The organism is Vibrio thalassae (assembly GCF_900089835.1).
Lineage (GTDB): Bacteria > Pseudomonadota > Gammaproteobacteria > Enterobacterales > Vibrionaceae > Vibrio > Vibrio thalassae.
On sequence record NZ_OANU01000007.1, the window covers coordinates 35,104 to 58,649 of the forward strand.

Here is a 23,546-nt window from a genome sequence, read left to right on the forward strand (position 1 = left end):
CTTTAGTTTTGATTAGCGCTGGACGGGATCGTCATTTCTTCCATATGAACGGTCACTCTTCGATTCATATGACGATGTTCCGTCGTGTCATTAGGAACGAGAGGAGAGTCTTCTCCATAGCCAGCAACCTTTAGCTGCTCCGTACTTACACCCGCATGTTTTAGGTACTCATAAACCGCATTTGCTCGACGCTCGGACAAGCTTTGGTTGTACTCATTCGGTCCAGTAGAATCGGTGTAACCATATACGGTTGCACGAGTTTCAGGATAGCGAGTTAATCGATAGACAATAGGGTTAAGCGCCTCAACATTCTCAATTTTCTCGGAGTCAAATGCGAAGAGAACCGAAGAATGCAGCTCTGGCAAGCGCGTTGTTATTATTGGAGTAACTGGTTTGGGATCGGTTTGAGTCTCTGGATTGGAATCTTCTGCCGAGCTAAATCGATACACAATACCTAAAGTAGCCAGATGCCCGTTACTGCCGCCAAGTTTGTCGCTGCCAAGCGCATCGACATATTGGTACTCTACTCTGCCCGCCCAATGATTTGAGAAGTGGTATTCCAAGCCGACGCCAGCTGTTGGAGCCCAACCGTCATCTGTTAGAGTTCTGGTTGGTCCGCTATTCTTACCTTGCCAGTAGAGCATGCCCGCTTTTGCAAACGCGTCCAAATTATTGGTCACCAGGATGCGACCTACCACTGACATTTCTATACCAGACATAGAGCCCGTATATTGGTTGACTTTACCACTTTCTGGATACATAGCCTTCGCTTCACCGAAATCGAGATAGCCTAATTCCAGTCCCCAGTGCTGCCAAACCTGATAGCCAACAAATCCCCCAAACGCAACATCAGTTCCATCACAATCTACCGCCCAATCTTCACAGGCATTTTGGTATTTCATTGCACCTAGTTTTCCTCCTAGGTACCAATGTGATGAAAAAGCGTCACTGTCAGCCAACGTTTCATCGGCGAGGGCGTTAAAGCTGAGCGATAGAACTATCGCTAAACTGAGTACTTTATGAGTAGAAACCACTGCTTCCTCCGTTTTCGTCTAATACGAGCGTAAGGCAGGCTACTGAAGTATGTGAAATTGACCTTGTATAAGTAACCAACCTAATTTAATTAGGTGTAACATATAAAATCTTAATCATATGTGACAGTTGTTACAGCAATGGACAAAAAAAAGCAGCAAATTACGCTGCTTTTGTAAAAATTAGCACACGCCACTCGGACGTTTCTTACATTACGATTCTTTAAACGCCTTCATTGTTTGAAGGTGCTGAGAGATCTTCTTGAATTTATGAGTTTGAGTTTCATCCCACACTACATCGTAATAATCTTTGAGGGCGTCCGCCGTTTTTTGATTGTCATGAATTTCGTCTTCTTTGGACAAAATGACCATACAACGACCCGCATTTTTACTACGGAACTTTTCAACACACTTAGTGGCAATGTCTTCATATTCTTCTGGGCGATCAATACGACCTTGCATGTTTACTTCAGGATGTAAATTAGGGTTGAAGATAACTTGCTTAATGCCACACAAAAAGCCGATGCGCTCTGACCAGTAGCCTCCCAGACCAACACCACAAATGATCGGCGCTTCGTCCTTCGACTCTTGAACCAGCTTGTTCACTTCTTTAAGAAGGTGCTGCATATCATGCTTAGGGTGAAGTGTGCTGTAGTTGACGAAACGAACATCTTCGTCAATGAATTGCAACTGAAGCACTTTTTCATGGTTGCCTGGGCTTGTTGAATCGAAGCCGTGAAGATAAATAATCATAGTACCTCTCAATCCGTCCTTATTGGTACGCTTTCGTTAAATCTACCACGAAAGCCCTAGTTTCATAGGGGGTAAGATGATTTTTCAGAAAAGATAACGTTAAACAGTGATCCCCTCAACATAATCGCAGATAAATCGTCTCAGCTTCGGCTAAAAAACCATCGTCCTGCCACACCTGTGCTGCAAGTAAATACCAGAGCATAGCCATCATCTGCGATTGCCGCTGCCAGATTTTTACATCCTGTTGCCAAGATTTACTATCTATCTTAGGCTGATGCTGTTTGTAGAGTTCAATCCCTGTGACAACATCCAATTGCAGCATATCTAAGGTCATTGTTAAGTCCAGCACTGGACTTGCAATAGCAGCATATTCCCAATCAATTACCGCAAGGCCCGTTTCATTCTGCACTAAGTTATGAAGGCCAAAATCAAAATGACAAAGCGCTTGTTGCGCACAGCTTAATTTTGGTAGCGTTCGAAGGCTTTCGTAGATTAGACGAAAGCGCCGCTTTAGAACAGAATCGTCAAGCTGAGACCAGTAATGATCCACTTTGGCTTGGTAATCAAAACGTCGCACCTGACCGATAGGTTGAATGGTATGAATGTTCGCAAGAAGGGCGATGACCTTTGAATGGTCGTCTATATGACTAACAGGAACACCACTGCACCAACTGAGCACGATGCCTAGTGGGCCGCGAGCAATGACTTTGTTAGTAGGGAGGTGTCCGGCAACCGAGTTCAAAACTTCAGCTTCATTGTCACGACTAATATCAAATGACTGACATAGCGATGAATTCGCGCGCCAAATCACCCATCCATAAGATGAGGTCAATACACGCCATGCGCGATTTGTCAGGCCGCCAGATAACGGAAGTGCCCCTAAGGGCACTTCGTTTACCAAGGAAGATAGTCCAGCTAAATCCGGTGATTGCTGGACCGCATCAATCCAATTAAGCATTGAGCGCTTGTTATAGACCTAGTACTGAACGAGACTCTTGCTTACGAATTTCAGTTTCGTCAGCCCACTCAATCAGACCCGTTTCTAGATCCATAAGACGCATAGTCATTTTGTAGTATACGTCTTTATCGCTGCCCGCTTCTTTAACGATACTACTTAGGTTACCGTAAAGCATGTATTGCGCACCAACCATTTTACCGAATTGGATAGCTGTGCTTTGGTTCACTAGCTCATCATTGTTTTGGAAGTTAAGCTGTTCGCGTACAGACTCAACACGATCCATATCTACGAAACGGAACTTGCCAGAGTTCAGCATTTTAGTACTGATGCTGTCCGTGATGGACTCGGTATCAATGTGCTCCGTTGTTTTGTTCTTGATACGTTCAACAAATACAATTGGGCGGCTGTCGCGCGTGATTGCCGCAACTGAGCCTGACATCAGCATGCTATCAACCATATCACCAGCGATCTTCTGTAGGTCAGTCGAACCGAAATCGATAGTTGTCGTTTCAGTAGCTTGCGCGTCGCCGTAACTTACTTTATTTGAACAGCCACCGAGAATGACAGCCAAACCCAACAAAGCAATAATACTTTTTTTCATTTTGTTTCCTTAGTGTTACTTACTTTCCAACGGGTGGAAATTACTCATCCGCTCCGCGCAATTGCACACGGAATTCTTTACCATTCGGGTTTACAGACACCTCAGACAGGGTAACAGTTTCATCACCGCGTAAGATGGCTCTTTTCCAAGGGGCCTGTTTGGTATTTACTTCAAGTCCTTGCGCATCATACCAATAGAAACGGTATTGAATAATTTGATCAGTCGATGTGGTATTCGACAAGCGAACTACCGCTCTTGCGTGACCATTGGTATCAATAGTTGAAATGTCATCAATAGAGAACTTCTTACCCATTTGTGCATCACCATAGAGCACTGCCTGAGTTTGGCCTTCAATCTTAATTCCTGACGTTTTATTGGAAGCACAGCCGAATAGCGCCAACAACACGCCAATACTCACTACCCATCTTTTCATTACATTCTTCCTAATTGTTTATGCCAAATAGTGGCATTTCCACCTTGACGCGATACCCAAACCAAGGTGGTTTGTCTGTCTCTCACATCAAAAGTATAGTCTTGTCCATCCAATGTTAGCGTGTGACTACCTGCTTTAACGATCTGACTCGCTCCGTTAACCACACCCGGTAGCGTTTGCCAACTTCTAGTATCTGGCTGTTCGGTCAATGTATTCCAAACGTTAAAGATAAGGTTACCCACATCGTCATCTTTCGCCGTACTCTTCCGAATTTGGTCTTTCGCATACACTCTCAGCGCTTGGCGCAATAGAATAGTCGGCATATTTTCAGTCAATTGTTGCTGCGCCATCAAATTGGTATCGACTAATTCACTCGACTTAAATGCTTTTCCATCTAACACCATACGAGAAAACTTCGGTGCCACCGCTGGTACATAATACGGCAACGCGACAGTGTATAGCGCAGTGTTGCCCTGACTGTCATAAACAGGCAAAGTTAGGTTCCAGGACTGCATCGCATTTACAACCCCTTGCTCCTCAAGCACGATAATACGGCCCTCGCCCGCTTTGACATTCGGCCTATCCCCATACTGCTTTTTCAGTTTAGCAAGGTCTTGATTTCGACTGGAGCGTTTAGCCACTCGAATCACCGCATCAACAACGGCGTCGTTATCAGGGGCAACAGCCAATGCTCGTGTGTAATCTATGTACGCACCGTTCAAATCGTTTGATGCTTCATACATTAGACCTGACAAAAATAGCAAATAGCCGTTTTGAATCGCTTTAAGTTTGTTGCCAGCATCAGGATAACGAGACAATACTGAGCCTAAATTGGGAGATAGTCCCTTCTGTTTCATCTCCGCTTCCGCAGAGCGCAGGTCTTTCTCTCTAGCCTCGCGCGCTCGCTGCTGAACTTGGTTTGCGCGTCGCACCTCAACCAGAGCACCTTCCAAATCGTTTTTTTGAATGTAGTTGAGCCCCAAGTAAAGGTGTAAATAACCCAGTTCGTAATCCGGTGGCACATACGCAGTAATATTGTCATTGACGGCTAACGCACCGACACTCGTCGCCGTATCCGTAATAGATATCAGCGCTTTGTCTTGCTGCACTCTCACCGCTTTATCACTCAATTCGAATGCTGACTTACTTTGTGGGTAGGCTTGGTTCAGGAATTCAACTCGACCACGCTCAAAATTATCAAGGATGTCACCTGCGACGATAGTCTCAGGTGAAGGAAGTGCAGCTTGCGCTTTTTCATATTGACCTGCTTTCACCGCTTGATACACCACCGTATTTTGCTGGGTATAATGACTGAACAGGTTCCCTGCACTTAACCCTGCGCAAGCAGTAAGTGAAGCGGTAAGTATGACGATAAAGGCGTGTTTAACGCTACGTATTAACATAGTTTTTTGAAGAGAATGGGTACCAAAGGTGAGGCCTTGACAGTCTTAAAGACACTAAGTTGCCAAAGCCACTTAAAATTAGCTCATCAATAATGGGCCTAAAGGACGACCACCAACTAGGTGCATGTGAATATGGTACACCTCTTGACCACCATGTGAGTTGCAGTTAACGATCAGGCGATAGCCGTCTTCTGCAATACCTTCATCGTGCGCAATTTTTCTCGCAACAGTGAACATACGGCCCATCATCGCTTCATCGTCTGCTTCGACTTCGTTAACGGTTGGAATTAGTTTGTTTGGAATGATCAGCACGTGACTCGGAGCACGTGGATTGATGTCGCGAAACGCTGTGACAAGATCATCTTGGTACAACACATCGGCGGGGATTTCTTTACGAATAATTTTGCTAAAAATGGTTTCTTCAGCCATGAAGTTCTCCAATTACCAAACCAATTATACTGACACCAAATCGTCAGCACATACTTACTTTAGAAGTATGCACTAAGGTCTATAGAATCACAATTTAAAGCAAAGCCAACATAGCTCATTGTTTTCGCTCTTGTTCAATTCTCAACCTATTTTCGCAAGAAGTCTTTTTTTGAGACAACAAATCCCTTTAAAACCTTTGGTTTTATTACATTTTTGCCGAGTGCGTCATAAAACGTAGCGCTGCAAGTCATATATATTTCAGTTTTTGTTATTTGTAACGATAAAGAGACAAAAGCGCCAAACTTCAATACTGACCTGACGCAAGTGTTAGCGGATAGTGCAAGGTTTAGTGTAAAGCGTCCAGTTAAATTTTGTATGATTTTTGTATAGCTACAACGCTACTAGGGAGAGAAATATATGCAGGGTTCCGTTATACGGAGGATGTACGCTGGGTTTACACTCATCGTGATTCTTTTTGTTATTACCATCATGATTATGCTCAGTGGCATGAATCAAATTCATCAGTATTTTGGGTCTGTTTCTAACTCTTCCCTCCCCTTGGTCTCACTCTCGAACCAAACCAGCGTTCAGTTATTGTCAGCTGACAAATCTTTCAAAGACTTTCTTACCACCCAAAACGAAGAAAGAATGACCGTGCGTCGTGATGAGTTTTCTGCCTCTATGGAACAATTTGGTCATGACTTAGAGAAATTGGCCAGCGCCAGTAAGGGCTTCCCAGAATTAGAGAATCGAATTAATCAACTGAGAGAGGTTCAACAGCGCTACCGCTCGGAAGCTCAAGAGGCAATGGATAACTACCAATCCATGTTGGCTGCGCAAGAGCAAGTACAACTCTCTACCCGCCGATTCCAAAAGCTCCATTCTGATCTATCTGTTGGTATGAAAGAGTACGTGGATGATACCTCAAGCGTTTCAGTCAAAGTGATGGCGAAAAGCTATTTTATCAAACTGAAAGATGCCGAGACTATCACCTCAGATGCACTGGCGAGTAATGATACTGCCTTTGTTCAAGATGCCGTCAATAAAAACCGCAAAGCCGTAACTCATCTTAACTACGCCTATCGAGGCTTGGTCACACAAATGCCTGAACTGAAGAAAGCATTCGAAAGTTCTGTTGAGCAATTTACAAAAGATGTCGGCCAAAAAGGCGGTGTTCTCGATCAGCATAATAATTATTTAATAGCACGAGCGGCGCTTTACCAAAACATTGAGAATCTTGCACTCGAAGTCGATGGCGCGATGGCAACCCTCAATGGCTTTACCGAGACAGCGACGGCTAACCTTAACCTATCACTAGAACAAGCAGGGACGGTTTATGATGAAGGTGTGGTTAAAGCTATTGCGATTGGGTTAGTGGTCATTCTGATAGCCGTCGGTATTGGTTATCACATTGCACAAAGCGTACGCCAACCATTGAAGAGTACGTTAAAAACACTGGAAAGCTTGACTGAAGGTGATATGACACAGCGCATTGAGGTGAAATACAACAACGAGTTCCGCCGCTTAGGCAATCACATTAATACATTGGCAGATAGCCTGCACAACGTCTTAGTCAAATTGAACGACGCGTCGGACAACCTAACTGATACTGCAAGCAACAATCAACGTACCTCGCTAAGTGCACAAAACCAATTAAGTGCACAGCGTGAGCAAACCGCGAATGTCGCAACAGCAATGACCGAAATGTCTCATTCAGTACAGGAAGTGGCAAACAGTGCGCAAAGCTCTTTGGAGAAGGTGCATCAAGTCGAATCGGCCTCTGAGTCTGGTCGTCAAATAATGAGTACCAATATCAGCACCATCAATCAGTTAGAACTTCGTCTAAACGAATCGGTTCAAGCGGTTGGTGAGCTGCAAAAAATGAGTAGCCAAATTGGCAGCATTTTAGATGTCATACGCAACATTGCAGAGCAAACTAACCTACTTGCTCTCAATGCCGCTATTGAAGCAGCGCGTGCTGGGGAGCAAGGGCGTGGGTTTGCTGTGGTCGCGGATGAGGTTCGCGTTCTAGCTCAGAAGACCACCGAATCTACCACTGAAATCGAAACCATGATCAGTAACTTACAAGCCAGCTCTGAGAGTGCAAGTAAAGTCATCGAGAACTGTATGAGGGATATGGAACTGTCGGTTGAGCAAGCGTCTACCGCGAACGGAGCCATGGAAGAGATACAAGCATTGATCATCGAAATCAGCCAAATGAGTACGCATATTTCTCAGGCTGCTGGTGAGCAAAGTGAAACCACGGTGGATATTGCTAAGAATATCGAAGAAATTAATCATATCGCTGATGAAAGCTATCAAGCCATGTCGCAAATCGCGGCAACGAGTGAAAACTTAACTAGCCTAGCAAACCAACAAAGTGAACTGGTCCATCGCTTCAAACTCTAACTTTCATGTTAGAAACGCGTAAATTCTCCCCCAAGAGCAGGTTTCATTGAGACCTGCTCTTGTTTTTTGTAACCAACGGCATTATATCTGAGACATGGCTTGCTTCACTTTTCATGACCTTTGATTCTGAAAGCCCAAGTTTTAGTATCAGCGCCCAATGTCATGCTCTCATTTTCTTCAGCAAGCCAGTAGTTGAAGGAAGCTATAATGGCCGTTCATGTAGGCATAATTGATCAAGACCCTATTCGTCTGGTAACCCCATTACTGGATGACCGAACCATCAGTCGTCATATTATCTTTATTGGTGACGACTCTCAGTTTGAAATGTATGAGCGTTTAAGCTCAGTATTGGCAGAGCGAGACATTACGTCAGAATTTTACAAAATCCCCAATATCGTCAATACGTCGGTCATCAAACAGTCAATTCTTGGTCTGGCTAAGCAACTCAAAGAAAAGAACCTAGAAGTCAAATTGAATGCCAGTTGCGGTCTGCGCCATCGACTGCTTTCCGTGTATGAAGTCTTCAGAACCTTCCATTGGCCTATCTTTGTTGTCGAGCCCAATAGTGACAAAATGTGCTGGTTGTATCCCGAAGGCGCTACCGACGCTCAAGTCCAAGACCACATTACCATTGGTGACTACCTAACGATTTTTGGTGCCCGTGGTGAATTTACTGATTACGATCTACCACCGCAACTCGATAAAAAACTCTATGAACTGGGCGAAAAATGGGCGAGCCATGCATTGGAATTAGGCCCAGGACTCGCCACATTGAACTACCTAGCAACGACATGCCGAAAAGAACAAAGACTGGATGTTGAGCTTTCAGAGAAGCAACAAGGCTATCGCGAACTCAATATGCTCCTAAGTGACTTGGTAGAGTCCGAAATTGCAACTTATGACAATGGCATTTTGACCTTTATTAGTGAAGACGCACGCCGGTTCTCTAACGGTGAATGGTTAGAGAACCTCGTCCACAGCACGGTGAAACAGATTCAGGATGATTTACCAACCATTCAAGATCGTTCGTTAAATGTTCAAGTCTATCGTCAGCTTGGTGAGCGAGAAGTTCGCAACGAGCTGGATGTCGCATCCGTAGTAAACAATAAATTGCACATTATTGAGTGTAAGACCAAAGGTATGCGCGACGATGGTGACGATACCCTATACAAACTGGAATCGCTGCGTGACTTGTTAGGTGGCCTTCAAGCACGTGCTATGCTGGTAAGTTTTAGACCGCTGCGTCACAATGATATTACCCGTGCAGAAGATCTTGGATTAGCCCTCATTGGACCGGATGAGTTGAAGGATCTGAAACTGCATCTAACTAAATGGTTCAAAGGTGCAGGCGGTATCGATGAGAAAGCTCACCTTTCTTAAGCAGATAGAAACAGAAAAAGCTTGGCTCTCGCCAAGCTTTTTACTTTGATTTTGCGTTTACGCTGCAGCTTGTCGCTGCTTATGCTTTACCGACGCTTTGTATTTCGCGCCAACAATTACAATACATACATATGCCGCAATCGTCAGGGCTAAAATAGCAAATGGTAACGCTGCCCAACCAAACCCATCTACAGCAACACCACTGATAACGCTACCAGCAGCAAAACCTAATGAGATGAAGAACATCATTAAGCCTTGAGTCAGACCGCCACCTACTACGGTCAAGCGAGCAGCAATCGCTGGTGAAATCATATCGGTAATAGTGATACCTTGCAGATAGATTAGGAACAAGCCTAGGGTAATAATGTAGTGCACACTCATTCCCGCTTCAGCTATGACATAAAGCAAACCAATCACGATGATGGAAGCAATCGCAGACACTTTGAACAAGCTAAGGTTGCCGTAGCGTGCCACAAAGCGCTCAGCCGCGATTAAGATAAACAGACCTACAACTGACGCCACCGAGAGATTCGCAGCAGATAGAGATTGCGCGACACCGTAAGCGTTTTCTAATAGGTTCGGATATTGAGCCTGAAATGCCCCTTGTCCAGCACATAGCAAACCAACGGCAAGTAAGAACAAACCGAAGTTTGAGAACAATGATTTGACTAGACCAACGTCTTCTTTACCATCGACATCCGCTTCTGCACTCGCCTCAGCGTTAGCCAGTACTCGTTGAGCTGCTGCTTTATTGGTAAACATGGTTATAACGAACAGCACAACAACTATCGCCATCATAACGCCAAAGCGTTGTTCGTAGGACCAACCTAAATCCGTGATATATGCCAAGGCTACACCAGATAGTAAAGCACCAATGATAAGCGTTTGCGCCATACGACCAAGCTTCATCGCCTCAGTTTTTGTATCGTAGCCCGCAAACGTAATAAAAACTGGATTGAGCATAAGAAGAATAGCTGAGCCGACACCGAAGCATGCAGCACCCACTAACATCAATGGAAAACTCTCGCCCGCGACGACGAAACTTGCCCCAGCAAGCAGATAACAGATCATACCGAATAGCTGTGCATGTCGATGCGCTTTGTACTTGTCAGCTAGAACTCCGATAATTGGAGCAGCAAGACCCGCCATACCAAACACAGCCATTGCTAGACCAGCTTGAGTTGCACTACCAGTGCGAGCAAGAATAAAAGAAGGCATTAACATAGGAATAAACACGATTTGCACAATGCCATAAGCAAAGTGCGCGGCAAACCAGCCCTCTAAGCCAAGTTTTTTCAACATGATCACAGACCTCAATAGATCATTACCCTTAGTGTTGTGGGTAACAAATTAAACCACAGCAAAAAGATCCGTTTTCTACTGAGCGAATAGCTAGCCCACGCCAAATCTAGGTAAATTATCAACCGAGTAAACACTCTGTTTGACCCGTTGTTAACCATAAAAATTATGGGCTTATTTATAGTGTTGATAATATCAGCCTACCCACAAAGTCGTAATAGCCCAACATCGCCAGTGTTAAGCCTTAACTTCTCTCAGCGTCAATTTTGTTATACTCTAAACAGTCTTAAGGAAAGAATAGTTGTCATCTACCCAGTTGTGTTGGGTATATACTTTGCCGCTAATTATTAAGGTAGGAGTTTGCCTTATGAATCTCACCAAACTGAGAGTGTTTGCGTTAACTGCAGAGCATGGTTCATTAACCAAAGTTGCCAATATTATGGGTAAAACGCGCACCTCACTAAGCATGGCGCTATCCAGTTTAGAAGATGAACTTGGTGTAGAACTGTTTGAACGGACTCGTAATCGTCTGGTATTGAATGATGCGGGAAGCGCTCTACTGCCCGATTGTCGAAACATCCTCAATATGGCCGAGAGTCTGTACTCAAAAGCCGAGCAGTTTCGACAAGGCGACAGTGACAAAATACGCATCGCCTATGACGACACACTAGCGTCTTCATTCTGGCGCAAACAACTTGTTGCTTTGTCTGATGAATTTCCACATGTCTCCCTGACCGTCATCAAAGCCTCCAGTGCCGATATCCCGACACTCGTTCGTGAAAATCACGTAGATCTTGGCTATGGTTTGGTCTTTAGCTCTGGGGATGACCCACAAGTTAAGGTTCGTGCTCTGCATCGTATTCGAATGATGGCGGTATGTTCCCCTAAGCATGAATTGGCTAAACTCACCAACGTCACCAGTACCGACATTAGTGCCCATCGGCAAATCGTGCTGTCTCACCTATTTGAAGAGATCCATCAAGACTTTCGCCCCATTTCGAGTAGTACAATGAGCTTTTCTAATTACCAAGAAGTATTGGATGCGGTTATCGATAATTTAGGTTGGGCGATCATTCCTGAGACACTAGTAAAACAAGAGTTACGCCAAGAACATTTAGTGGTCGTGAAGCATCCGAACGGCATGTATTTTGAGAGCTTTGGCGAGATGTCACGTCCGAACGATCATGCGGTAGAAACAAGACAAGCACTGATCGATGGCATCGAAGAAGGTATCTACGACTTGTTTTAACTATCCACTTTCATAAACGAGAAAAGCCGAAGCAAATGCTTCGGCTTTTTCGTTTCTCGATTGGAGTAAATCGATTAAACGATGCGCAGACCGCCTTGAGCGATTGCGAAACGACGTGCACGAGTGAACGAGTACGCGTTTGTAATACCTTCACCAGTTGGACCAGCGATTGTGAACGTTGAAGTACCTTCAGCGTTGTAACCTACACCAGATAGTGTTGGACCGTTGTGTGCGAAGATAGTTGTGTTAATAGCACGACCGAACTTAGTTACGTTCTCGATGTTGCCAGAGTAGATACATGCAGAGTGCTTATTACCACGCTCAGCTGCAACAGCGCGCTCGATAGCTTCGTCGATGTTCGCACAACGAACAACTGGAAGTACTGGCATCATTTGCTCAACGTGTACTAGTGGGTGATCGTTCTCAACAACCATAACCGCTAGACGAGTCTCAGACTCAACGCCGATAGACTTAAGGATCTCACCAGCATCTTGACCAACGTGTTGCTTAACTGGGTGCCATACGCGAGCAATTTCTTGCGCAGTACATGGCTTAGCACCGTCGATTTCATCCATAGTTAGGATTTGTGCAGTTAGCTTCTCAGCTTCTTCTGCAGAAAGAACGTAAGCACCAGTTGCTTCTAGCTTAGCTAGGAACTCGTCAGCTACTGAATCTTCTACGAATACTTCTTTCTCACCGATACATAGTAGGTTGTTATCGAAAGATGCACCGCCGTAAACGCCTGCCGCAGCTAGGTCTAGGTTAGCAGAAGCGTCTACGATTACAGGTGGGTTACCAGCACCAGCGCCTACACCTTTCTTACCAGATTGTAGGATTGCTTTCACTAGACCTGGGCCACCAGTACCTACTAGCATGTTTACTAGTGGAGACTTAGCGATTTCGTTAAGAGTTTCTAGCGTAGGCTCTTTTACCATAGTAACTAGGTTAGCTGGGCCGCCTGCTGCAACGATAGTCTTATTGATCATGTCGATCATTACCGCAGAAACAACTTTTGAAGATGGGTGAACGTTGAACGTTACCGCGTTACCAGACGCTAGCATAGAGATAGCGTTGTTAACGATAGTTTCAGTTGGGTTAGTTACAGGAGTAACCGCACCGATAACACCGTATGGTGCACGCTCTTCTAGAGAGATACCGTTGTCACCAGACCATACTTTAGTTTCTAGAACTTCAGTGCCCGGAGTCTTAGCAGCAGTTAGCTGGTGCTTAGCGATCTTGTCTTCAACACGACCTAGTTTCGTTTCTTCACGAACCATTTTCGCGAAGTCTTCAGCTTTAGCTAGAACCGCACCACGGATAGCAGTAAGGATAGCTTCACGGCCTTCTTTGGTAGAGTTAGCGTAGAATTCAACTTGAGCTTTGTGAGTTGCTTCGATTGCTGCTTCAACAGTTTCGAATACACCTTGTGCGTTATTGATATCGAATGACATTTTAATTACCTTCTGTAAAGTATTCAGTGGCGAGCCACTTCTACAGAGCAGGTTCATGACCTGCCCTAATCTTTAATTCATTAAGCGTATGTTTTCGCCGCTTCTTCGCCGTTAGCCACACGCAGTGTGCCTAGTACTAATGCTTCTAGTTCAACTTCACCTGGGAACTTAGTTACCGGAGCAATGAACTCTACGCGCTTAGTGATTTCAGCCGTGATGTATTTGCTGTAGGCGATACCACCTGTTAGCAGGATTCCATCAACTTTCTCACCACCGAATACCGCGCCCATTGCCGCGATTTGCTTAGACACTTGGTAGGCCATTGCATCAGTGACGAGTTTGAACTCAGCGTCGCCTGCTTCCGCTTTCTCTTCGATTTCACGCATATCAATGCTACCTGTGTAGCTAAAAGCACCACCTTTACCTTGGATAAATGCTTTCATCTCGGCATGCGTGTACTCACCGCTGAAGCAGATGTCGATTAGCTCACGAGTTGGCAGTTCACCAGAGCGCTCAGGCGTGAAAGGGCCTTCAGAAACCGCGTCGTTTACGTCAACAGTACGACCGCCCATGTGAGCACCAACAGTGATACCGCCACCCATGTGACACACGATAACGTTCACGTCTTGGTATTTCTTACCTTGCTGCTCAGCAAACTGACGAGCGATTGCTTTCTGGTTAAGCGCATGGAAACGACCTTTGCGTTTAATGGCTTTGTGACCAGAGAAAGCCGCTAGCTCAGATAACTCATAAGTCACTGGCGCGTCAGTGAAGAACGCTTCAATACCGTTCTCGTCTGCAATCTCTTTACCGATGATGCCTGCGAGACTTGCTGGGTGTTGAATTTGTGCTTCAAGAAGGTCAGCAATGACATTATCGTCAACCTTGTAAGTACCACCAGCGATTGGCTTAAGAACACCGCCGCGACATGCAATAGCACCGAGTTCAGACGCTTTAACACCAGCTTCTTTTAGTGCCGCTAGGATCGCTTCTTTACGGAATGCTTTCTGGTGAGCAACAACCGCACCAAACGGTGCCAACTCTTCAGCACTGTGACGTAGTGTTTTCTCGAACAGCTCAGTAGTGCCTTCGAAAACACCGATTTTTGTAGAGGTAGATCCAGGGTTGATCGCTAGAATTTTCATCACTTATAAACCTAATTTAGTTATTGCTATTTATAATTAAGCAGACACTTCTGCGGCGGTTTTCTGTTGGCTCATTGCAGCAACAGAACAAGCAAGCGCGATAGAGACGGTCTTCTCTGCTTCGCCGTCAGCGCGAGACACAAGAACAACAGGAATACGAGCACCAAGTAGAACACCCGCCATGCTAAAGCCAGCCATATACTGAAGTGCTTTCGCAAACACGTTGCCTACTTCGATGTTTGGAACCATTAGGATATCGGCGTTGCCCGCTACTGGAGACTCATAACCTTTTAAGTTTGCAGCGTACTGAGATACCGCGATATCTAGAGAGATAGGACCAGAAACGATACAACCTTCGATTTCACCGTTTTGGTTCATTTTTTGAAGCGCTGCCGCGTCCATCGTCGCTGGCATCTTGTCGTATGGCTTCTCTTTCGCACATAGATTAGCGACTTTAGGCTCTTCGATACCTACAGAGTGCGCTAGGCTTACAGCGTTTTTGATGATGCCCGCTTTTTGCTCAAGCGTAGGCATGATGTTCATCGCTGCGTCAGTAAATACGTGGAAGCTGTCGCCACCTTCTTTGAATAGAACGCCAGCATGGCTAAGTACATTACCAGTACGAAGGCCGTGCTCTTTCTTTAGGACTTCTTTAAGTAGAACAGAAGTGTCAATAAGACCCTTCATTAGTAGGTCGCCTTTACCTTCTGCAATAGCTGCAACTGATGCGGTTGCAATTGCTTCAAGACCGTCGGTTTCGATGATCTCAAAGTTGGCTAGGTCAACATTTGCTTTCGCCGCTGCTTCGTTAATTAACGCGCGCTCACCAACAAGAATGACGTCTGCCATGCCTTCTTGGAATGCATTATTTGCTGCATCAAGCGTTGCATCATCGTGCGCTGCCGCAACAACCATACGTTGTTTCTTGCCGAACTTTTTAGCTTGCTGAATAAAGAAATCTTTATTGTACATAGGGGCGATACCTTTTAATTAAGAAGAAGGAAACAACCTTCTTTTTATCTTCGATAAATATTCATCAAAGGGAGTAATCAATTATTATGGAGCAATAAATTGAGACTATTTTTAACCCTTTCAAAGGATGGAATTAATCTATCTCAGGTATCGTCGAAATAAACTTCACTCAGAGTCAGGTTTTTTGACCGTTTTACGGTAACAATGATTTGACGATGAATAATTAAAACAATGAAGTATCAACCAGGGCTATAACTGGCGATCTTCATCACAAAAACAACTTATATTTTCGCGTAGAAAAATAGACTTTTTACTGTCCTAGCCTTAGGTAACAGGACAAAGTAACCGAGTAATTTACTTTAGAACGAATAGGTAACAATTACTGGTTATTGCCTTTATTAGTGGCATTTATGGATTGTCACGCTCTAATAACCACTTCAACACCAAAGTCAGAAAGCCACAGTCATTCACCAGAGGAATGATTTTGCTTCCTGATGCAAGTTGTTATTTTTCGCTAGCGTAAGTTTTTTTGACGCTGAGTGATGTGCTTGGGGATAACGTCCAAGAATATACTCAACAGCAACAAATCAATACCGCATTCGAGCCTTTGTAGAGTCCAAAACTCAGTCAATAAATCGAATGTAACTTCATGATAATCATTGACTAAATAGTAAGGGTCGAAGATGACAATTCAAAACCGCTTAGAAGAAAGTGTAAACAACCTTAGCGTTGTTCTTGAAGAACAAAAACAACTACTTGCAGAGCACAAAGCGAACCAAAACTACGCTGAGCGTCTAAACAACCTATTGACTCCAACTGACGAGTTAACCACACAGGGCGACGATCTATTGATTGGTGGTTGTAAAGCGACTGACCTTATTGAGCAATACGGCAGCCCGCTATTCGTTCTAAGCGAAGACACACTGCGTGGTAACTTACGCCGTGTGAAAAACGCCTTCGGGAACTACTGGCCAAAACCTGTAAACGTTATGTTTGCTATCAAATCGAACACAAACTTTGCGGTTCGCGCTATCTGTAATGAGGAAGGTGTTGGTGGCGACTGTTTCGGTCCCGGTGAAGTTGAAGCGACTCACATTGCGGGCGCTGATCCAAAAACTATCGCACTAAACGGTACAGTGAAACCTGAGCTTGCCATCCGCAAAGCCATTGAATACGGCTACGCTATCCACCTAGATTCTTACGAAGAGATCGAGATCGTTGAGCGTATCGCTCGCGAAGTAAAACCTGCTGAAAAAGTACGTATCGCTGTTCGCCTAAAAGTCATCCCTGAAGATTTCTTCAACGACTTTGAACCAGACGCCTACCCGTTCCCTAACTTTATCGGTGCGATGAAGTGGATTAAATTCGGTCTACTTAAAGAAGAAGCGAAGAAAATCATCAACCGCGTTAAAGAAATCGATATCTTCGAATTCTACGGCTTCCATACTCACCTAGGTCGCTTCTCTAAGCAGCCTGAAGGTTGGGATGCGCTATACCGTGAGTATGCACGTAACGTAATCGAGATCTCTCGTGAATGTGGTGTACAACCTTTCCAAGTGGACCTAGGTGGTGGTTGGCCTCGTGAACGTGAGCCAGAGTGTCGTAGCAAAGAACATATGATGAACTCCAACACTATCGAAGACTACGCAAAAATCGTCTGTGAAGGTATGCTAGAAGAGTTCACTAAAGAAGGCTTCGAAGTTCCACAATTATGGCTAGAACCTGGCCGTTACATTGCAGGTAACATTGGTACTCTACTGACATCTGTATACGTCGTAAAAGACGACCAAGAGATGGATTACACTTACACCATGGTTGATGCGTCGACTTACCTAGCAACGCTAGTGGAGTCACAAGAGTCGAAAAACCCTGTGCTACCAGCAAACAAGATGACACAACCTCTTGTTAAGAAAACAACTGAAATCGCTGGCCCTATCTGTATCCCATCAATCTGGGAAAGCGGTGCAACGATGCCTGCACTAGAGCCAAAAGACGTGCTAGCAATTATGGATGTGGGTCACTACGCTGAATCTCAAGCGAGTCAGTTTAACTCACTGCCACGTCCAGCAACCGTACTTGTTAAAGACGGTCAAGCTGAACTCATTAAGCGTGCAGAAACGGTTGAGGATGTATTCGCTACTCAAATCCTTCCAGAACGTTTTAAGAAGGCCAAAGCAGAAATCACTAAAAAGAGAACCGCGAAAGCATAAGCTTTAACATATCGGGAACAGAAGCCTCTTAATTATCATATGAGGTTTTATATTTAAAGGCTTAGCTTGTTGCTAAGCCTTTTTATTACCTATACTTCCTTCAAATAATTAATTAATGCCTAGATATACTTCTCTATTAGGTTAAATTTTTCCATCAATTAAAATCAACCCACTCTCCCATCTGCCAATTTAATAGAACTTACTTTAATCCAACTAAATATTATATAGATAAAGCCAATGCCTAGAATTGAAAACAACTTATACAAATTAACATTTCAAAAACATTATCACTAACAAATAAAGAAGGCTATTTGCAATTAATTATCGACACTATTTTAGGAAAATAACATTGAGACATAGCGCAATATATAACGCTACTTTGTACCTATTTAAGGTATATCCAAAAGGAGTATCTTTAGCTAACTTAAGTAACAGTTATCAAGTGAATGACTATCAACCCAATAAGTTATTTTTTGTTAATAATATTTTTAACAGAATCATCTTATCAATTTTAATGCTTCACTTTTTGAAAACTTATCAGTGTGAATGCAGCCACGATGGCTGAAATATGAATTAGAAGGATGCGGTTTGAAATTTTATTTTCTTTCGACTTAACGGGGGAAGCTAAATGGGAAACGCAGATTGATTATGCTAAAAAAACTATGTAATAAACTGGGGATTGAGCTTTGGTTCTCCGCTCACCTTGCTTATGGCTTTGTCCAACTTGTATTTATCCTGATCGTAATGCCTGCGTTTGTCGCAGAGCGAACCGGCAGTTTTGCCAATGCAGGCTTAGCAATGGGCTTCTTCGGTGTAGCTGGTCTTGCAGCTCCTATTATTGGCTTACTCGCAGACAAATATAAAGCGCACCGATTGGCTCTATTTTCTTTGGTCTAGGTTCTGCAACATTATTAATGTTAAACCCCGTCTTTATCGCTTTCGCCGGTTATGACAATAAAACTGAAGCTCTCAAGCTGGGTCGAATGGCACAAGCCGCTATTATCAGCACTTTGATTGGCGGTGGCGTGTTAGCAGCGTTAACAGATGGTGGTTTTGGCTATGAAACAAGCTTTTACACTATGATGGGCACCGTCACTGTTTTAGCTGTGATCACCTTTATGACCAATAAACAGGCTGGTCAGCGAGTGCTTGATACCGCAAAAGCTCGCGAAGAAGCTACGAAAGCTGAGTCGCAACAAAAAGTGAATCTGTTGAGTGTGCTGCTTTCTAAATTCGGTCTATTCCTTTTTGCTGTCGCGGCGCTATGCGCAGGTCAAGGCGCGTTTCAAGCTCAATTCCCAAACTTAATGAAAAATGCGTTCTCGGTATCTGAAGCAGTATCCGCCACCAGCCTATCAATATCTGCAGTACTAGGGTTAATCGTCGTCGTTATGGCCGAGCGCTTCTCAGCTAAATTTGGTCCAGCAGCACTATTTAGGCTGTGTACAGTAGCGTCCATTGTGGTTGTTGCAGCACTTTACTTTATTGCAGAGTTCCAACTCATACCGACCATTATTTTCCCAGTTGCGTTAGTCATAATTTATTTACAAGGCATAACAGTAACAGACATGTGTTCTCCAGCCGTCGCTTCCCGCTTAACAAGAGTTGGCGCTGGTTATACGCAAGGGCTAATGATGTTCTTCATTTCCATCGGTTTTGCAACTGGTAGCGCGATAAGCGGCTTTACTGTCGAATCGTTTAGCTGGAGCGCATTACCCGTCGCCATTGGTGTACTAACAACAGTTGCTTTTGTATGTATTTGGGCCGTCACTCGTGACAACAAAGCAGCAAAACACCAAGCCTCGACAAAACATGCTTAGAAAATTCGGCGATTTTTGACTAAAAAAAAGCCTCCATAACAGGAGGCTTTTCTATTTGAATCAATGCTTAAAGAAGCTTGCGAGCAGCCTCTACGACCACTTTGATAGAGCGAGTTTCCGCTTGCTTCAACGTATCATGATCAGGCGTTTCTTTCTGAGTACGGTTGATGATAACACCGGCAACACAGCCAGCTTTAAGACCAGAACTTGCACACATAGTCAGTAGCGTTGCCGACTCCATTTCGAAGTTCAGTACGCCCATTTGTTGCCACTCTTCCATAGAACCTTGGAAACGACGAACAACACGGCCTGAGAAGGTATCGTAACGCTCTTGACCAGGGTAGAAAGTGTCACTTGATGCCGTTACACCAGTATGCACTGTAGAACCCGCTTCAATTGCCGCTTCTTTCATTGCCGTTGCGACATCGAAATCGGCTACCGCAGGGAATTCCATAGGAGCAAAGTGCAAGCTTGCACCATCGAGGCGAACAGAAGCCGTCGTGACAATCATATCGCCAACGTTAACATCAGATTGGATCGCACCAGTAGTACCAACACGCAAGAAAGTGCGAACGCCCAGTTGAGCCAGTTCTTCAACAGCGATAGACGTTGATGGACCACCAATACCTGTAGAACACACCACAACCGTCTTACCGTCTAGTTTTGCACGGTATACTGTGTATTCACGTTGGCTAGCCAAAAACTCCGGCTCATCCATTAACTCAGCGATCTTTTGAACTCGAGCTGGGTCACCTGGAATAATCGCTAGCGTAGCGCCTTGTAGATCTTCTGTATTTACTCCGAGATGGAAAACAGCTTGGGACATGGGGGACTCCTTTTGTCTCTTGGATATGTGGTAAAGCTTATAAGATCACGCCCAACATAAACGTACACAGATCACACTTTACCAATGTAACAGCATCAGTATTTCAAATAAAAACGGTTTGCATCACACTTTATTGTCGTATCGGTCTATAAATTACACGAATAACGCTTTACTGTTCACAAATAAACCGCCCTACAGAGGGGCGGTTTATTGATTGGATTATTTATAAATACAGCGAAGCTGAGTACTACATTCAATCAAATTTAGATTTATGACGCAGTAATCTCAGTGCGTTGAGGGTCACGATGGCAGTAGCGCCACTATCTGCCAAGACGGCAACCCATAACCCTGTAATACCTAAAAGACTAGTGACTAAGAATATGCCTTTTAAACCTAATGCTAACGTAACATTTTGCTTAATGTTACTGAGTGTTGCTCTTGAGAGCTCGATCATCACAGGAAGCTCACTCAAGCGGTTATGAGTCAGAGCTGCATCAGCCGTTTCCAACGCAACATCTGTCCCCCCACCCATAGCAATACCAATATTGGCCGCTTTCATCGCAGGTGCATCGTTGATGCCATCGCCAACCATAGCGACGCGACGACCTTGAGCTAGCTCGTTAACAAAGGTGACTTTATCTGCGGGCAACAAACTTGCTTTATAATCCATACCCAACGGCGTTGCTATCGCATGTGCACTTCGCTCATTATCACCCGTCAACATGATGGTATCGATACCGAGCTTAGCGAGTTTTTCCACCGCTTCTGCGGTATCCGCTCTAACTTCATCTTGCCATGCGATGATGCCTTTCACCGTGTTTTCTGTTGCCAGTACCACCACCGTTTTGCCGCCATTTTCCAGCTCAACTACTTTATCCATCACCTCGTCAGCGATGTCAAAAGTGACTTTAGATGGTGCGCTTAATATCCAATTACTACCATCAACAATACCTTCGATACCAACACCAACCAGTGCTTTTTTCTCTTGGGCTTCTGGAATAGTAATGCCACGCTGCTCTACGTACTTAATCAATGAAGTTGCTAAAGGGTGATTTGAACCTTGTTCAATCGCGCCAGATAGCGCCAACACTTGCTCAGTATCCAAATCTGCTGTCACTACTACGTCAGTGACATGAGGTTTACCTAACGTCAGTGTACCCGTTTTATCAAATGCAATGGCTTGAACGTTGCCTAACTGCTCTAACGCTGCGCCGCCTTTAATCAGTGCACCACGTCTTGTTGCCGCGGCTAGGCCTGACGTAATCGCTGCTGGTGTTGAAATCACAAGCGCACAAGGACAAGCGATTAGCAGTAACGCTAAACCACGATACACCCAGGTTTCCCATGGCTGTGCAAACATAAGAGGCGGCGTGATAATTACTAGTAGCGAAACCAACATCATTAATGGTGTGTACCAACGACTGAATTTGTCTAAGAATCGCTCGATTGGCGCTTTTCTCGATTCCGCTTCTTCTATGAGGTGAAGAATGCGGTCAATAGCGTTTTCACCCTGTTTGGACGTAACCGTGAGTCGTACTACTTTGTCCGCCAGTACCGCGCCAGCCATAACAGTCTCACCGACATGGCGTTCGACAGGGAGCGATTCGCCTGTCAATGCACTTTCATCAAAACTGGCGTTAGCATCCAATAACGAACCGTCGGCTGGCATACGATCACCAGGTGCAACTTCGATAATGTCACCGGGCACAAGTGCCGATGCACTCTTGGTTTGACGCACACCATCTACAATCACTGTAGCTTCTTCTGGAACCAGGGACATTAGCGCTTGGACACCACTGCGCGCTCTCGAAGCAGCAAACGCTTCCAATCGCTCACCGATAAGAAACAGTAACAGAACCATTGCTGCTTCTACCGTTTCACCGAGATACAGAGCACCAATCGCCGCCACACTCATTAGTGTTTCAATGGCAAAAGGAGTACCAGATTTGGCAAGTTTCAATGCCTTTGAGGCAATAGGGATAAGACCAAGAATACATGTAAGCGTGAATAGCCATTCGCTTAACTGCGGCAAGCTGCCTTTAAACGCAGCAGCGATCGCCATACCTGTAGAGATAGCAAGGATATGAAAGTTGTCTTTTAAGGTTTTTTTCCAGCCTGTTAGTTGGTCTTGCGGTGCTGCATTATTGGTGCTGCCATCTAGAGCGTTCAGAGTAAAGCCAGCATCAATAACGGCTGCTTCAACTTGAGTAAATAACGCAGCATCGTTGACTCGAACCACCAGCTTTTCAGTGGCAAACAGAACTTTAGAGCTCACCACCCCAGCTAATTTATTGGTTGCTGACTCCACTTTTCTGGCGCATGCAGGGCAGTCCATCCCAACAACTTTCCAAGATTTTAATAGTCCAGAATCAGATTCAGTTTTCCCGCAGGAAGCGGCAGGTTCATCTGGCTCCGACGCACAACAACTACTTTCTGATTCGCAACAATCAGCAGATTGCTCGCTAGAAATGGCCGTTACTTGTGCGATTTTTGGCGCGTTGCACGCATCACCCGCGGGACGAATTGCGTTGATAGATTGTGAGCTGCACGCTTTATGTTTTGTACACATGGGATTCTCCTTTGCTTATCCTACATCCCAAGTGTAAACCTTGGAGCTAGCTCCAAGGTCAAGAAGAATTTTACCCTGATAGTGTTGGCGACTCTAACTGCTCCTCAACTTTCGACACATCATTAATCATAACCGGGTCTGTTGTACTGAATGGTTGAGAGTTAACACAAACCAAACTTGGGTCCTCTTCTGTACTTTGACATTCGCCAGTCTTACGCAGTTCAGAGATATGGAATTTAAGAACAATGTAACCTAACACCCCAAACACGATATTACCCACCGCTTGTCCATACAAGACGCCCAACGCACCAAACCATAATGAGCCTAAGTACACAAATGGCAAAGTACCTAATGTCGCTTTGCTCAGATTAAGTGCGGTAGAATACAGTGGCTTACCCAAATCAAAACTACCGGTGAAACCGGTAGTATGATGAAAGCCCCTAGAAGGGGCTATGTTTTATAAGCCCGAGAGTCGCAACTGCTCTTGGCGTTTTTCTTCCGACTCCTGATTACGTATGTATTCACGAATCATCTGTTCATCGAGTCCTACTGTGCTAACACAGTAACCTCTTGCCCAGAATTTTCTCCCAGTAAAGTTACGTTTTACC

20 protein-coding genes and 1 pseudogene are annotated in these 23,546 nt (G+C 44.6%); 6 read left to right on the forward strand and 15 right to left on the reverse strand.

Features of this window, described 5'->3' with window-relative positions; genetic code table 11:
- Positions 1–2 precede the first annotated feature (2 nt).
- The 7 genes from VTH8203_RS04470 to hinT form a co-directional block, all read right to left on the reverse strand.
- Complete coding sequence (locus tag VTH8203_RS04470) at positions 3–1,034, reverse strand: outer membrane beta-barrel protein (protein WP_096992581.1); 1,032 nt, start codon at positions 1,032–1,034, stop codon at positions 3–5.
- Between the two features lie 210 nt (positions 1,035–1,244).
- On the reverse strand, positions 1,245–1,784 hold the full coding sequence (gene ycfP, locus VTH8203_RS04475; protein ID WP_006072986.1) for an alpha/beta hydrolase YcfP: 540 nt from the start codon (positions 1,782–1,784) through the stop codon (positions 1,245–1,247).
- Between the two features lie 115 nt (positions 1,785–1,899).
- The gene (locus VTH8203_RS04480; RefSeq protein WP_096992582.1) at positions 1,900–2,742 is read right to left on the reverse strand and encodes a phosphotransferase; all 843 of its coding nucleotides are present in this window, start codon (positions 2,740–2,742) and stop codon (positions 1,900–1,902) included.
- Positions 2,743–2,752: 10 nt separating this feature from the next.
- Positions 2,753–3,343 carry a penicillin-binding protein activator LpoB gene (gene lpoB, locus VTH8203_RS04485; protein WP_006072984.1) on the reverse strand — a complete coding sequence of 197 codons (591 nt, stop codon included), beginning with the start codon at positions 3,341–3,343 and terminating at the stop codon, positions 2,753–2,755.
- Positions 3,344–3,383: 40 nt separating this feature from the next.
- Entirely contained in the window at positions 3,384–3,776 is a 393-nt protein-coding gene (locus VTH8203_RS04490) for a YcfL family putative periplasmic lipoprotein (protein WP_096992583.1), read from the reverse strand.
- A complete protein-coding gene (locus tag VTH8203_RS04495; RefSeq protein ID WP_096992584.1) occupies positions 3,776–5,179 on the reverse strand; it encodes a COG3014 family protein in 1,404 nt (467 codons plus the stop codon). The genes VTH8203_RS04490 and VTH8203_RS04495 overlap by 1 nt, the downstream gene beginning before the upstream one ends.
- 78 nt (positions 5,180–5,257) lie before the next feature.
- A complete protein-coding gene (gene hinT, locus VTH8203_RS04500) occupies positions 5,258–5,608 on the reverse strand; it encodes a purine nucleoside phosphoramidase (protein WP_038229554.1) in 351 nt (116 codons plus the stop codon).
- Positions 5,609–6,025: 417 nt separating this feature from the next.
- On the opposite strand from hinT, the gene VTH8203_RS04505 reads away from it, so the two are divergent.
- Together VTH8203_RS04505 and VTH8203_RS04510 are read left to right on the forward strand one after the other, a co-directional pair.
- Positions 6,026–8,017: a methyl-accepting chemotaxis protein gene (locus VTH8203_RS04505; RefSeq protein ID WP_096992585.1), complete on the forward strand. Its 1,992-nt coding sequence runs from the start codon at positions 6,026–6,028 to the stop codon at positions 8,015–8,017.
- A 207-nt stretch (positions 8,018–8,224) separates the two neighbouring features.
- Positions 8,225–9,397: a DUF1887 family protein gene (locus tag VTH8203_RS04510; RefSeq protein WP_096992586.1), complete on the forward strand. Its 1,173-nt coding sequence runs from the start codon at positions 8,225–8,227 to the stop codon at positions 9,395–9,397.
- Positions 9,398–9,454: 57 nt separating this feature from the next.
- On the opposite strand, the gene VTH8203_RS04515 is transcribed toward VTH8203_RS04510, so the two are convergent.
- The gene (locus VTH8203_RS04515) at positions 9,455–10,699 is read right to left on the reverse strand and encodes an MFS transporter (protein WP_096992587.1); all 1,245 of its coding nucleotides are present in this window, start codon (positions 10,697–10,699) and stop codon (positions 9,455–9,457) included.
- Between the two features lie 364 nt (positions 10,700–11,063).
- On the opposite strand from VTH8203_RS04515, the gene VTH8203_RS04520 reads away from it, so the two are divergent.
- Positions 11,064–11,945, forward strand: coding sequence for a LysR family transcriptional regulator (locus VTH8203_RS04520; RefSeq protein ID WP_096992588.1), 882 nt, complete (start codon positions 11,064–11,066; stop codon positions 11,943–11,945).
- 74 nt (positions 11,946–12,019) lie between these two features.
- Here the strand turns inward: VTH8203_RS04520 and VTH8203_RS04525 are convergent, their stop codons facing one another.
- The 3 genes from VTH8203_RS04525 to VTH8203_RS04535 form a co-directional block, all read right to left on the reverse strand.
- Positions 12,020–13,396 (reverse strand): aldehyde dehydrogenase, encoded by a 1,377-nt coding sequence (locus VTH8203_RS04525; protein WP_006072975.1) that lies wholly within the window; start codon positions 13,394–13,396, stop codon positions 12,020–12,022.
- A gap of 80 nt (positions 13,397–13,476) precedes the next feature.
- Positions 13,477–14,541, reverse strand: a complete 1,065-nt coding sequence (gene buk, locus VTH8203_RS04530) for a butyrate kinase (RefSeq protein WP_096992589.1) — start codon at positions 14,539–14,541, stop codon at positions 13,477–13,479.
- Between the two features lie 36 nt (positions 14,542–14,577).
- Complete coding sequence (locus VTH8203_RS04535) at positions 14,578–15,513, reverse strand: bifunctional enoyl-CoA hydratase/phosphate acetyltransferase (RefSeq protein ID WP_096992590.1); 936 nt, start codon at positions 15,511–15,513, stop codon at positions 14,578–14,580.
- A 683-nt stretch (positions 15,514–16,196) separates the two neighbouring features.
- On the opposite strand from VTH8203_RS04535, the gene VTH8203_RS04540 reads away from it, so the two are divergent.
- The 3 genes from VTH8203_RS04540 to VTH8203_RS04545 all read left to right on the forward strand — a co-directional run bounded on the left by VTH8203_RS04540 (position 16,197) and on the right by VTH8203_RS04545 (position 19,543).
- The gene (locus tag VTH8203_RS04540) at positions 16,197–17,723 is read left to right on the forward strand and encodes a diaminopimelate decarboxylase family protein (protein WP_096992591.1); all 1,527 of its coding nucleotides are present in this window, start codon (positions 16,197–16,199) and stop codon (positions 17,721–17,723) included.
- Positions 17,724–18,371: 648 nt separating this feature from the next.
- Positions 18,372–18,620, forward strand: a complete 249-nt coding sequence (locus tag VTH8203_RS24955) for a hypothetical protein (protein WP_244181144.1) — start codon at positions 18,372–18,374, stop codon at positions 18,618–18,620.
- A gap of 17 nt (positions 18,621–18,637) precedes the next feature.
- The gene (locus VTH8203_RS04545; RefSeq protein WP_244181145.1) at positions 18,638–19,543 is read left to right on the forward strand and encodes an MFS transporter; all 906 of its coding nucleotides are present in this window, start codon (positions 18,638–18,640) and stop codon (positions 19,541–19,543) included.
- A 67-nt stretch (positions 19,544–19,610) separates the two neighbouring features.
- Here VTH8203_RS04545 and udp read toward each other — a convergent pair whose 3' ends face one another.
- The 4 genes and pseudogenes from udp to VTH8203_RS04565 form a co-directional block, all read right to left on the reverse strand.
- Positions 19,611–20,369 (reverse strand): uridine phosphorylase, encoded by a 759-nt coding sequence (gene udp, locus VTH8203_RS04550; RefSeq protein WP_096992592.1) that lies wholly within the window; start codon positions 20,367–20,369, stop codon positions 19,611–19,613.
- A 253-nt stretch (positions 20,370–20,622) separates the two neighbouring features.
- On the reverse strand, positions 20,623–22,938 hold the full coding sequence (locus tag VTH8203_RS04555; RefSeq protein WP_096992593.1) for a zinc/cadmium/mercury/lead-transporting ATPase: 2,316 nt from the start codon (positions 22,936–22,938) through the stop codon (positions 20,623–20,625).
- Positions 22,939–23,008: 70 nt separating this feature from the next.
- Positions 23,009–23,341, reverse strand: a pseudogene (locus VTH8203_RS04560) (MATE family efflux transporter); the annotation flags it as partial.
- Positions 23,342–23,395: 54 nt separating this feature from the next.
- A partial coding sequence (locus tag VTH8203_RS04565) for a transposase (protein WP_208617716.1) occupies positions 23,396–23,546 on the reverse strand: 151 nt, incomplete at its 5' end.

What these genes read in the sequence shown, in the direction of transcription:
- ycfP (WP_006072986.1), bottom strand. Translation starts at nt 1,784, where the DNA reads ATGATTATTTATCTTCACGGCTTCGATTCAACAAGCCCAGGCAACCAT.
- hinT (WP_038229554.1), bottom strand. Translation starts at nt 5,608, where the DNA reads ATGGCTGAAGAAACCATTTTTAGCAAAATTATTCGTAAAGAAATCCCC.
- VTH8203_RS04505 (WP_096992585.1), top strand. Translation starts at nt 6,026, where the DNA reads ATGCAGGGTTCCGTTATACGGAGGATGTACGCTGGGTTTACACTCATC.
- VTH8203_RS04535 (WP_096992590.1), bottom strand. Translation starts at nt 15,513, where the DNA reads ATGTACAATAAAGATTTCTTTATTCAGCAAGCTAAAAAGTTCGGCAAG.
- VTH8203_RS04520 (WP_096992588.1), top strand. Translation starts at nt 11,064, where the DNA reads ATGAATCTCACCAAACTGAGAGTGTTTGCGTTAACTGCAGAGCATGGT.
- VTH8203_RS04525 (WP_006072975.1), bottom strand. Translation starts at nt 13,396, where the DNA reads ATGTCATTCGATATCAATAACGCACAAGGTGTATTCGAAACTGTTGAA.
- VTH8203_RS04515 (WP_096992587.1), bottom strand. Translation starts at nt 10,699, where the DNA reads ATGTTGAAAAAACTTGGCTTAGAGGGCTGGTTTGCCGCGCACTTTGCT.
- VTH8203_RS04510 (WP_096992586.1), top strand. Translation starts at nt 8,225, where the DNA reads ATGGCCGTTCATGTAGGCATAATTGATCAAGACCCTATTCGTCTGGTA.
- lpoB (WP_006072984.1), bottom strand. Translation starts at nt 3,343, where the DNA reads ATGAAAAAAAGTATTATTGCTTTGTTGGGTTTGGCTGTCATTCTCGGT.
- VTH8203_RS04490 (WP_096992583.1), bottom strand. Translation starts at nt 3,776, where the DNA reads ATGAAAAGATGGGTAGTGAGTATTGGCGTGTTGTTGGCGCTATTCGGC.
- VTH8203_RS04540 (WP_096992591.1), top strand. Translation starts at nt 16,197, where the DNA reads ATGACAATTCAAAACCGCTTAGAAGAAAGTGTAAACAACCTTAGCGTT.
- udp (WP_096992592.1), bottom strand. Translation starts at nt 20,369, where the DNA reads ATGTCCCAAGCTGTTTTCCATCTCGGAGTAAATACAGAAGATCTACAA.
- VTH8203_RS04555 (WP_096992593.1), bottom strand. Translation starts at nt 22,938, where the DNA reads ATGTGTACAAAACATAAAGCGTGCAGCTCACAATCTATCAACGCAATT.
- VTH8203_RS24955 (WP_244181144.1), top strand. Translation starts at nt 18,372, where the DNA reads ATGCTAAAAAAACTATGTAATAAACTGGGGATTGAGCTTTGGTTCTCC.
- VTH8203_RS04545 (WP_244181145.1), top strand. Translation starts at nt 18,638, where the DNA reads ATGTTAAACCCCGTCTTTATCGCTTTCGCCGGTTATGACAATAAAACT.
- VTH8203_RS04495 (WP_096992584.1), bottom strand. Translation starts at nt 5,179, where the DNA reads ATGTTAATACGTAGCGTTAAACACGCCTTTATCGTCATACTTACCGCT.
- buk (WP_096992589.1), bottom strand. Translation starts at nt 14,541, where the DNA reads ATGAAAATTCTAGCGATCAACCCTGGATCTACCTCTACAAAAATCGGT.
- VTH8203_RS04480 (WP_096992582.1), bottom strand. Translation starts at nt 2,742, where the DNA reads ATGCTTAATTGGATTGATGCGGTCCAGCAATCACCGGATTTAGCTGGA.